Here is a 10,962-nt window from a genome sequence, read left to right on the forward strand (position 1 = left end):
GGCGCAACAGGCGGTGCATTCGGCGTGCCGGCGTAGCGCGCCCGCCGGTTGCATCGGCGCGCGGCGCGGTGGCCGGATTCAGCGCCCGCCGCGCGCGATGGCAAGCGCGACGCCGAAGCCCACGAGCAGGCAGCCGAACGTGCGGTCGATCCAGTGCCGCAGCGCCAGCAGGCGATCACGCACGGCCGTGGCGGAGAAGCACAGGGCCACCAGGCTGAACCAGCCGGCATGCGCGACCGCGATGAACGCGCCGTAGCCGAGCTGCACGATCAACGGCGTGTCGGGCCGCACGGCCTGCATGAACAGGCTGACGATGAACACCGTGGTCTTGGGGTTCAGCGCATTGGTCAGGAAGCCGGTGCGCAGTGCGGCCAGGTCGGACAGCGGTGCGGCCGGTGCGTCGGGCTGCCCGTTGCCGGCCTTCGTCATGAGCATCTTCACACCGAGGTAGATCAGGTAGATCGCGCCGACCAGCTTGACGGCATTGAAGAGCCACAGCGACTGGCGGATCAGCAGGCCGACGCCCAGCAGCGTGTAGCTCACGTGAACCGTCACGCCCAGCCCGATACCCAGCGCGGTGAGCACGCCCGAGCGGCGCGACAGCATCAGGCTGTTGCGCGTGACCATCGCGAAGTCCGGCCCCGGGCTGATCACGGCCAGCAGTGTGATGGTGACTACAACTATCAGTTCGGTCATCGTGTTGTCCTTGCGATTGATGGCTTGATGGCGCAATCTTATGGGTCATGTTCCATCGGGAAAAGCGATGATTTCTGACCAGGATGGTGAGATTGACTCACAATCCGTTCGCACGAACCTGCCTTCGCTGATGGCCCTGCGGTGCTTCGAGGCGGCGGCGCGTCACGAGAATTTCAGCCGCGCTGCCGACGAGCTGTGCCTGACCCACGGCGCGGTCAGCCGCGCGGTGCGACTGCTCGAGGATGACCTGGGCGTGGCGCTGTTCGAGCGGCGCAGCCGCCGTGTATTCCTGACCGACGCCGGCCGCAAGCTGGCGCAGGCCGTCCATGACGGGCTGGGGCTGATGCGTCACGCCGCGCAGGAATTGCGTACCGAGGCTGCCCGGGCGCGGCGCTGGGTTCTGTCGTGCGAACCGACGCTTCTGATGCGCTGGCTGATTCCACGCTGGCCGGATTTTCAGGCTCGGCATACGGGCGTCGATATTCACCTGGCTGCGGCGGGCGGCCCGTTTTCATTCGACAGCGGCATCGACATGGCGATTCGGCGCAATGACTTTGCGTGGCCGGCGGGCTATCACGCGGAGCGGCTGTTCGCCGAGAAGGTGGGGCCGGTCTGCCGGCCGGATAAGGTCGATGCGTGGTTTTCCGCACGCCGTGGTGATCGTTCGTTGAAGGCGGACGTGCCGCAATTGCATACGCGGACACGGCCGGACGCGTGGAAGGAATGGGCGGCGGCGAATCAGCCGGCCGCAGGCGGGCGCGGGCAGAGGTTCGACCATTTCTATTTCAGTCTGCAGGCAGCGGTCGCGGGGCTCGGTGTCGCCATCGGCCCGTGGCATCTCGTTCGCGATGATATTGAAAGCGGTGTGCTGGTCGCGCCGATGGGGTTCGTCGAGGATGGCTCGCATTACTCGTTGTTGACGCCGGAACCGGTCGTGGCCGGGAGCGCGCAAGCGGATGTGCTGGGGTGGTTGAGGGCGGTGGTTTGACGGAGGGGGCCGTGGAACGGACATTCAGGCTTGAGATAAAACGGCGTGGGCGCTGACCGCGCAATGGCACAATTTCAAAGCGCGTGTGCCGACCCAATGCCACGACGGACGGGTGGACGGATCCTCACTTCACGGAGCGACGGATGGAAGACGAGTTGCAGGCGTTGATCGCGGCCCAGCGTGAAGCCGGGAAGCTGGAAGCTCAATTGCCGGGGTGGAAGGACAATCTGGTCCTGTTGCACGGCACGTTGGCCAGTGTGTCGAAGAAGCGTGCGGCAGCCCCGTCGCGTATTCCCCCGCCGCCCCCGGGCGTCGTGGGTGCGACCGCGATTGCTGCTACGTTGATGGGCATGGGAACCCAGGCGCAGGTCATGGTCGATGCGACCGACGCTTCGAGCTGGAAGGACGAAGCGGACTGGGTGGAGTTCGAGATGGACGGCAATCATTTCCGCGGCGTGCTGTGGATGATGCCGATGCACCGTGGAGACGAGGTCAGGGTCGTGGCGGAAAAAATCGGCGAGAACCGCTATTTCGCCTACGCCGTCCAGCGCGATTCGGACGCCGTGGTCGCGATCTACCCGAATGCGGTCATGGGTACGAAGGCGCGTGGCCGCTTCGAACGAAAAGGAACGCTGGGGTTCTTCGTGTTCGTGGAGTTGATCATGGCCGTCTTCCTGGGGATCGATTTCATCCGTGGGGATGGCAGTATCGGAGACTTTGCGATCATGCTGGGAGGGGCACTCTTCGCAGGTGCCTTGGTCATGATGTTCTTTCACTTCCTGGGGAAATGGAAGTTCCGCAACAGCATTGAAGATGAACTCGCCGAGCGCATCTTCCACACGTTCGGCTGGCCCGATCCGACGAATTTCAATTTGCGAAAGGTTTCTCGATGGCCGAATCGGGCGCGGCCGAGCGAGGACCTTCCTCTCTCCGATCCTTACTGGTATTTCAACCTGTGCTACTTCAGGTACGAACTCGCGCAGCAAACCTGATATCGTGAATCGCAGGGCGCCGTGATGGCCGTCACGACCGCCCGGAATCCGGCACGAAGGTCCTGCCCGTCACGTCCGCGATAAAGTCGATGGCCGCGCGAATCGACGGCGAATGCCTGAGATCGGCATGCACGACCAGCCAGATGTCGCGGGCGTACGGTTCGCCGTCGAACGGCAAGCGCTGCAACCCGGGATCGCCGTCGCCCATGAACACGGGCAGGCCGGCCACGCCGATTCCCGTACGGGCCGCTACCTGCTGCGTCGTAATATCGCTGACTTCGCACGCGATGCGGCGACCTCGCGCGATCGACTCGAGCCACTTCTGATGCGGCATTTCCGCGAATTGCGCGTCGTAGCAGATGAAGGCCCAATCGTCGGGCGTCGACGCGTGCGCATAGTCGCGACTCGCGTAGAGCCCGAACGCCATCTCGCCCAGCTTGCGCGTCACGTTTTGCGGCTCCTCGGGGCGGAACAGGCGCACGGCGATATCCGCTTCACGACGGGCGAGCGATACGCTTTGCGCCTGACTGGCCATCGACAGCCGAATGCCCGGATGCAATTGCGCGAATGCGTACAGATGATTCGCGAAGAAATTGTTGGCGAGCACGGGCGGCACGCTGATCGTCACGGTACCGTGCATCGGCAGGTGTTCCGTGAGCGCGAGGCGCTCGATCGCAAACGCGTGCTCTTCCATTTTCCCGGCGAACTCGAGAATTTGCCGGCCGGCGGCGGTGGGCCGGCATGCGCGCGGCAGTCTGTCGATCACGCGCATTTTCAATTCGGATTCGAGTGCGGCCAGGCGACGGCTGACGGTCGCATGGTCGACATTCAACCGCCTGGCGGCCGCGGAAAGACTCCCCGCTTGTGCGACGGCAACGAAGTAACGCAGGTTTTCCCAGTCGAACATCGGTGCATTTTCTCCAGGTTGCTGTGTCGTTTTGCGGAATATTCGCACAGAAGGCGATCCTCTACGCTTCAATCCTCCGAATCCGAAGGATTGCCGATGCAGACTTCATCCACACATCACCCGCGGCTGGTTCAAACGGCGGCGTGCCTCGGTTATGCGGTCGTCCTGATCGACGTCAGCGTCGTCAACGTTGCGCTCGATGCATTGCGAACGGCGTTCGGCGCAGCGCTCACCGACCTGCAATGGGTCGTCAACGCGTATGCGCTCGTGTTCGCGGCGACCCTGCTGATGGCGGGGCCCTCGGCGACCGGCTGGGCGCAAAGCGCGTGTTCATTGCCGGTTACGCGATCTTCACGCTGTCGTCGATCGGCTGCGGCATGGCCCATTCGATGGGCGCGTTGATTGCCTGGCGTCTCGCTCAGGGGATCGGCGCCTCGCTGCTGGTGCCGAACTCGCTGGCCGTGCTGCGTCTCGCATTCGACGACACGGCAGCGCGTAGCCGCGCGATCGGCTGGTGGGGGGCCGGCGGCGGTATCGCATTGGCTGCGGGGCCGCTGGCTGGCGGGTTGCTCATCGCTGCAGTCGGCTGGCGCAGCATTTTCCTGGTCAACGTGCCGGTCGGCATCGCCGGTATCTGGATGACGTGGCGGTTTGCGCCCGATACGAGAGCGCAGGGCGGCAGGAGCCTCGATCTTCCTGCGCAACTGACCGGTGCGTTTGCGCTGGCGGCGCTCACGTTCGCGTCGACCGAGATCAGTGCGCTGGGGTGGCGCAGTCCGGTCATCGTGAGTGCGTTCGCGTCGTGCGTTGCGTTGGGCATCGCGTTCGTCCGGCTGGAAGCGCGCAATCCGGACGCGATGCTGCCGGCCGCGTTGTGGCAGGACTCGATCGTCCGCAGTTCGATCGTGATCGGCGCGATCGCGAATCTGGTTTTCTACGGCATCGTATTCACGTTGAGCCTGCTGTTTCAGTCGATCTGGCACATGACGCCCGTGCGCACGGGTGTCGCATTTCTGCCGATGATGGGCGTCCTGATGGTCGTGAGCATCGTTGCCGGGCGACTGACCGGCAGGCTGGGGGCACGCACGCTCGCGACGGCCGGGTTGTCGATTTCCGCGGTCGGCTATCTGGCGATGTGGCCGGCAATCGCTGCGCAATCCAACGGGTTGCTCGCGATCCCGATGCTGCTCGCCGGCAGCGGCATCGCGTTGACGATACCGACCATCACGAATGCCGCGCTCGCGGCGGTGAGCGGTGCGCAGTCAGGTGTGGCGTCGGGGTTGCTGAATACGGCGCGACAGGTGGGCGGCGTGATGGGCGTCGCGTTGTTTGGCTTCTTCGTTCGCGACGCAGGGGGCGGGGCGTTTATTGACGGGATGGAGCGGGCGTTGATCGTTTCGGTTCTGCTGCTGGTGGTGGGTGCGGTGATGGCGTGGCGGAATTTGGGCCAGGCAACCGGGACGATTTTTCAGGGGCGAGCGGCGAGTACGGCCACGCGCTTTTCCGACGCGGAGCGTTGAAGGGCGTGACGGGGTTCGGAGCCGGGGGCGGGTTTTGGGCGGTTGAGATCCGCTGCGGTTGGCTTCGGCGTGCCGGGGGCGTTGGGTGAACCTTCGGCAGCCGATCCCCGCTCGCCTGACCTTTGCGATTCCCGACGCTCAGGCGTCCCGCACGTGAAGCATCCAGCCCGTCAGTTCTCGAATCTGATCGATCGTGACGCGCTCGTGCAGGATCAGCGTGCGTAGATAAATGGCGCCGATCAGGCAATGAAGCAGCGGCATCGGATCCGCCCCTTGCGGCCACTCGCCCATTTTTACGGCGCGGTCGAAAATCGGCTGAACCGCCGAAAAACGGTTCGTCCACAACCTGCGCAGTTCGTCCGCTACGGCCGCATCGTTGTACGTGGCCAGCACGAACTGAATGGCAGACCGGCCCACGCCCGTTCGCAAGTAACGCGCGGTTGCCGACAGCAGCGCGACGAGATCCGCGTGAAGCGAGCCCCGATCCGGTATCGCGATGTGCGCGGCAAACAGCTCGAAGGCGGCCTCCATCATCAGCCCTTCCTTGCTCTTCCAGCGGCGATAGATCGAACTCTCATGCACGCCCGCGAGCGCAGCGATGGCGCCGATGTTGAGCCCCTCGAAACCCGCCGCCCGCAATTGGGCAATCGTGGCTGAGATCACGGCTTCACGGACGCGTGCGCTGCGGCCGCCCAGGCGGCGACGGGGCGACGGCGATTCTTGTTCGGCTGACTTTGGCATGAGCGGATTTTACACATCGTCGCATCGACTGCCCGCGTCGCCACGGCAGTCCGGCCGCGCGCACGACCCTGAGCGATGGCCGACAGGCATGCGGTAAACACTAACGCAAGTTTACTTGCGTTAGTGTCGCGAGTCGGGAAACATGGCAACTCGTTCACCAACGCGATGGAGGTTCAAGTGAAAGCAGTGTCGTTTTTCAAGTCGGGTGCAGAGGTGGCCTGCGAGGACATCCTCAGAATGGAGGTCAAAAGGGCGCGCTACATGATGGCCTTGCTCATGGAGAAACTGGGGGCGGACGGCATGGTCAGCCTGTTCGCGAAGGAGATCGCGGAGCACGAATCGAACGAGCAGGATTGGTCGCTGCGTGCGAATGGTCGCTTCAGTTCGTCCGTTGCCGAAGCGCACGTCGCGGTGGGGACCAGTGCCGAGTTCGTGAGCTGGTTCTGGGAGGGGTATGGCGGGTCGAACAGCCCGGCCATGCTCCGTGCCCACCCTGAGCATCTCGGTGCGCTGCCACTCCCGGACGGGCGTGTCGGCATTCTGGAAGTACCGGGCCATACAAAGTCGCCGGCCCTCCTGAGGTTTCGCCATCTGGACGACTGGAGCGGTATCCCGATCGAACTGGCGCCTGATATGCCGCATCGCATGATGGGGCGCGTCGAGACACCCGATGGTGTGACCGTGGGTTACTTGCTGCACCAATTCAGGGACACGCTTCCGGGGTTCGATGCGCGGCTGGAGATCTTCTGGCCGTCGACCGCGCCGGAAGCACTCGTTCACGGGCACTCGGACCACCTGATGGTCGAGTGGTGCAACTGGTTCGAGCTTTACGTCCTCTCGCGGACGCAAGCCAATGACTTGATGCCGCTCGCGCTTTCCGTGAATACATAACCACCACATCGGTTCGCGCATTTCGAGCGGGCAAGTGCGGCGCCGGGCTGCTGGTGCGGGGCATCGAGCAGTAACGGAAGCACGCTGACGCGTCGCCACGTCATCGATGCCGTGAACCGATTGCGGCCGATGCGTGCGCGCAATGTGCGCCGCGATCCTTTGGCGGCATTGCGAGCGCCGTCGATTCCGGACCCGGCGCAGTTCAGGCAAAGCCCACGGTCCGGCGGGCATGCGTGGCAGCACTGAGGACGGAAGCCGAAGCAGTTATCGGTCCGACTTCATTTGATCGCCATACGACAAGCGCCGCATGCGGTCCGATCTTCGTTAATTATTTTGTAGTCCTGCATGACTGGAGGAGACATAAAAACGTGAGCAAGATGCAAAAAATCCGTCCGATGCTGCTGATCCCTGTCTCGATCGCCGCATTGGGTCTGCCGTCAATAGCGCATGCGCAAAGTCACGTCACGCTGTACGGTGTCGTGGATTCCGGTGTGATGTACACGAGCCGTAGCTTCGACGCTGGAACGGGTGCCAGTGGCCCGCATCAGGTATCGGCGACGGACGGCGCGATGTCGGGGTCGCTCTTCGGTATCACCGGCGTCGAGGAGTTGGGCGCCGGTACGAAGGCGATCTTTACACTGGAAAGCGGCTTTACGACGAACAATGGGGCGCTGGGCAACTCGAACGGGAATTTGTTCGGACGGCAAGCCTTCGTGGGTCTGTCCGGGCGCTACGGTACCGTCAAGGCCGGCCTGCAGTACTCGCCGTTCGGGCTTGCGATCGTCGACACGGACGCACGGCATGCGTCGTTCTTCGGGAGTCAGGCCGGAATTTACATGGGCAATTTTTTCGCCACCGGTATTTTCGTCGCGAATGCCGTGTCCTATACGAGCCCGACGATCGCCGGCATACAGGCGAGTGCCTTGCTTGCGCTGGGTGGCGATCCCAACGGATTCCAGGCGGGGCGCCAATATGCGGCTCGCGTGAGATACGAATGGAAAGACCTGGTCGTGAACGCGGCCCTCTTCAGTGGCAATCCCGGTGGGTCAGCCAGCGTTTCCACGCCATTCCCGTCGACGATCGAATTCAGCGGGCGAACAATCGGCGCGAGCTATACGTGGGGAGGCGCAACACTGAAGGGATCGTACACAAGCTACAAGATCGCCGGCTCGTTCAACGAGAAAGTGTACGCCGCGGGTGGCGAATATCTGATCACGCCGGCACTGTCCACCGACCTGGGTGTTTGGTACATGCGGGACAGCAACGACTCGGCGAACCATTCGTTACTGGCGTCTGCCGGGCTGGACTACTTTCTGTCGAAACGAACGACCTTGTATGGCGCCGCCGCATGCGTGAACAACCACGGGTTGATGCACACCGGATTCACGGTGAATGGCGCGCTGTATGAGCCAACCGGAAGCAGTGTGGGCGTCGTCGTCGGTGTACGTCACCGCTTCTAGCGCACCCGAAAAACACCTGCCGGGAAATCGCCGCCAGCCAATAGCGCTGGCGGCGATTTTACGAATGCGTCCTGGCATCGGGGTGCCGCGTTCAGGCACGGTGTTGCGGACGCCGCAAGTCGATTGACGGGGCGCTTCAAAGCGCGAGGACCACACACATGGTCCTCGCATGGTCTCAGTGGTCGATTGCGAAATGACTTGCGGTCAATGCGCGCTTTCCGCGGACGGCACCGGCAATACGGTTCCATGGTTGGTGCCGAAACCGATTCGTGCAAAGCCATCGCGTTCGCACCAGCCCCGGAAAATGACGGTATCGCCGTCGTCGAGGAACGAGCGGCTTTCCCCATTGCCGATATCGACGGGTTGCGTGCCACCGACCGTGAGTTCGATCAACGCACCGGCTTCGCCCGATGACGGGCCCGAGATGGTGCCGCTTCCCAGCAGGTCACCCGGCTGGAGGTTGCAGCCCCCCATCGTGTGGTGCGCGATCATCTGCCCCAACGTCCAGTATTGATGCCGGAAACTGGTGTGTGTCAACGTACGCGGCTGGCGTCCTTGCGCGAGCTGACGCGCGCTGAGGATCGACGCCTCGAGCTGGATGTCGAACGCACCGGCCGCGCGGTTGTCGTCCGAGGACAGGTAGTCGAGCGGCTGCGGGCGTTCGGCGGCGCGTGACCACGTGGTGCGATACGGCAGCAATGCTTCGAGGGTGACCAGCCAGGGCGATATCGTCGTCGCGAAATTCTTCGCGAGGAATGGCCCGAGCGGCTGCATTTCCCACGACTGGATGTCGCGCGCGGACCAATCGTTCAGCAGGCAGAGCCCGAAAATATGCCGTTGAGCGTCACGCAGCGGGACGGAATTGCCGCGCGGATTGCCGACCCCGATCACCGCGCCCAGTTCCAGCTCGTAGTCGAGCCGGCGACAGGCGTCGTGAACGGGAGGGGCGGACGGATCCGGGCGGAATTGTCCCATTGGCCGGTAGACCTGCTGACCGCTGACGCCAATCGACGACACGCGGCCATGATAGGCGATGGGTAACCAGTCGAAATTCGGGCTGATCGCCATGCCGAGCGGACGGCTGCAGTTCACCGCATGATCGAGAGACGTGTAGAAGTCGGTGTAGTCGCCGATACGCACGGGTACGGCGTACTCGGCTTCCGCTTGTGATACCAGCGTCTTCCGTACGTCCAGCTCATGCGGACTGCCGGCCCGCAGCAGTTCGAAGAGTGCGTGGCGCAATGCCTGCCAGGCCGTCGGCCCCATCTCGAGCAGCGCATTCAGTGTGGTTGCCGTGGCCGCTCGCACGGCGTCGAGTGCCAGGCCGTCCATGCAGCCCGCCTGCTGTAACGCAGCGAGGTCGACGATCTGGTCGCCGATCGCGATCCCGCCGCGCCAGGTTTCACCGCCACCGCGGCGGCGGAACACGCCGAGTGGCAAATTCTGCAACGGAAAGTCGGTCCCCGCCACGTTGGCCGTTTCCAGCCAGCTGCGTTGCGTGACGTCGTGTGTGTGATTCAGTTCCATCGAGGCTCCTCGCCTATGCGGTTCGATGCAGGTCGCAAGCTGTTGCATTGAGGGCGTCGTCGAAAATCGCGACCGCGCGAGTCCAGCCAGCGGAGGCGCCCCGGATTTTGTGCGGGAAGCACGAGATGAAGAAGCCGTGAGGTGGCAGCACCTCGAGATTGTGGAGTTTCTCCAGGTGGCAATAACCGATCTTGCGGCCGGCCTTGTGCCCTTCCCAGATCAGCGATGCATCACGCGTTTCGGCATACTTCTTCGCGGTATGGGTGAACGGCGCGTCCCAGCTCCACGCGTCGGTGCCAGTCAGGCGTACACCTCGTTCGAGCAGGTACATGGTCGCGTCGAAGCCCATGCCGCAACCCGAGGACACATAGTCGGGTTGTCCGTAGCGCTTGCCCGCACGCGTGTTGACGACGACGATTTCAAGCGGCTTGAGTGCGTGGCCGATGCGCGCAAGCTCGGCTTCGACGTCGGCAGCAGTCACGACGTAGCCATCGTCGAAGCCGGTGAAATCAAGCTTCACGCCAGGCTGGAAGCACCAATCGAGCGGGACTTCGTCGATGGTTGTCGAACGCTCGCGCTCGCCCGTCGAATCGTTCATCGTGCTGTGGAAGTGATAGGGCGCATCCAGATGAGTCCCGTTGTGCGTGCTCAACTGGATGTGTTCGATGGCCCAGCCTTCGTTGTCGGGCAGGTCGGTTTCCTGCAGGCCGGGAAAGAAGGCCGTCACGGCTTTGGCCGTATTCCGGTGCGTCAGATACTGAATCTTGGGGCCGTAACCCGGTGGATCGGAAATGACGTCGTTTTCCAGATAGATCGAAAGATCGACGAAGCGTCGTGTCATGTGCGGTTGCTCCTGGTTTGGGGGACTTACCACCGACGCTGCATGGCAGCGTTCACGTTATGCTGACTGTACGATCGTACAGTCAGTATCGTGTTGGTGTAAACTGGCGCCGCACAATGAACGGATTGTGCATTCGCGGCAATCGAGCCACAGGACAGCGGAGAAACCATGCAAGCGAAGGAAGTCACGGGGAAGGCGGCCGGTGTACGGAGCGGGAAGGGCGCGCAACGAGCGGTCGAAACGAGCAAGCGTGAGCGGGTGCTCGACGTGGCAGAGCGATTGTTTGCCGAAGGCGGTTTCGATGGCGTTTCGATGCGGGATATTGCGGCGGCGGCAGAGGTCGGCTTGCCGTTGATCGTGTATCACTTCGAGACCAAGATGGGGCTGTACCGCGCGCTG

The 10,962-nt window shown here is 63.2% G+C and carries 11 protein-coding genes; 6 read left to right on the top strand and 5 right to left on the bottom strand.

From position 1 onward, the window contains the following. Window positions 1–78: 78 nt before the first annotated feature. On the bottom strand, window positions 79–696 hold the full coding sequence (locus G3O00_RS17915) for a LysE family transporter (protein ID WP_174929119.1): 618 nt from the start codon (window positions 694–696) through the stop codon (window positions 79–81). Window positions 697–763: 67 nt separating this feature from the next. Here G3O00_RS17915 and G3O00_RS17920 point away from each other — a divergent pair, with 67 nt between their 5' ends. Then, window positions 764–1,684 (top strand): LysR family transcriptional regulator, encoded by a 921-nt coding sequence (locus tag G3O00_RS17920; RefSeq protein WP_206143801.1) that lies wholly within the window; start codon window positions 764–766, stop codon window positions 1,682–1,684. Between the two features lie 143 nt (window positions 1,685–1,827). Next, window positions 1,828–2,676, top strand: a complete 849-nt coding sequence (locus tag G3O00_RS17925; RefSeq protein WP_206143802.1) for a putative type VI secretion system effector — start codon at window positions 1,828–1,830, stop codon at window positions 2,674–2,676. A 31-nt stretch (window positions 2,677–2,707) separates the two neighbouring features. Here the strand turns inward: G3O00_RS17925 and G3O00_RS17930 are convergent, their stop codons facing one another. Next, a complete protein-coding gene (locus G3O00_RS17930; protein ID WP_206143803.1) occupies window positions 2,708–3,583 on the bottom strand; it encodes a LysR family transcriptional regulator in 876 nt (291 codons plus the stop codon). A 2-nt stretch (window positions 3,584–3,585) separates the two neighbouring features. Between G3O00_RS17930 and G3O00_RS17935 the strand changes: the two genes are divergently transcribed. Beyond that, window positions 3,586–5,103 carry an MFS transporter gene (locus G3O00_RS17935; protein WP_346778984.1) on the top strand — a complete coding sequence of 506 codons (1,518 nt, stop codon included), beginning with the start codon at window positions 3,586–3,588 and terminating at the stop codon, window positions 5,101–5,103. Window positions 5,104–5,241: 138 nt separating this feature from the next. Here G3O00_RS17935 and G3O00_RS17940 read toward each other — a convergent pair whose 3' ends face one another. Continuing rightward, window positions 5,242–5,844, bottom strand: coding sequence for a TetR/AcrR family transcriptional regulator (locus G3O00_RS17940; protein ID WP_206143804.1), 603 nt, complete (start codon window positions 5,842–5,844; stop codon window positions 5,242–5,244). A gap of 177 nt (window positions 5,845–6,021) precedes the next feature. Between G3O00_RS17940 and G3O00_RS17945 the strand changes: the two genes are divergently transcribed. Next, window positions 6,022–6,735 carry a hypothetical protein gene (locus tag G3O00_RS17945; RefSeq protein ID WP_346778985.1) on the top strand — a complete coding sequence of 238 codons (714 nt, stop codon included), beginning with the start codon at window positions 6,022–6,024 and terminating at the stop codon, window positions 6,733–6,735. A 377-nt stretch (window positions 6,736–7,112) separates the two neighbouring features. Then, window positions 7,113–8,195, top strand: a complete 1,083-nt coding sequence (locus G3O00_RS17950) for a porin (protein WP_206143809.1) — start codon at window positions 7,113–7,115, stop codon at window positions 8,193–8,195. Window positions 8,196–8,399: 204 nt separating this feature from the next. Here G3O00_RS17950 and fahA read toward each other — a convergent pair whose 3' ends face one another. Both fahA and G3O00_RS17960 read right to left on the bottom strand, forming a co-directional pair. Then, window positions 8,400–9,722 (bottom strand): fumarylacetoacetase, encoded by a 1,323-nt coding sequence (gene fahA, locus G3O00_RS17955; RefSeq protein ID WP_206143806.1) that lies wholly within the window; start codon window positions 9,720–9,722, stop codon window positions 8,400–8,402. A gap of 13 nt (window positions 9,723–9,735) precedes the next feature. Next, on the bottom strand, window positions 9,736–10,563 hold the full coding sequence (locus G3O00_RS17960; protein WP_011350147.1) for a cyclase family protein: 828 nt from the start codon (window positions 10,561–10,563) through the stop codon (window positions 9,736–9,738). 168 nt (window positions 10,564–10,731) lie between these two features. Here G3O00_RS17960 and G3O00_RS17965 point away from each other — a divergent pair. Next, window positions 10,732–10,962, top strand: a 231-nt coding sequence (locus tag G3O00_RS17965; protein WP_206143807.1) for a TetR family transcriptional regulator, incomplete at its 3' end; no start/stop codon positions are given.

Origin of the sequence: Burkholderia sp. Ac-20384 (assembly GCF_017104605.1) — a bacterium.
Lineage (GTDB): Bacteria > Pseudomonadota > Gammaproteobacteria > Burkholderiales > Burkholderiaceae > Burkholderia > Burkholderia lata.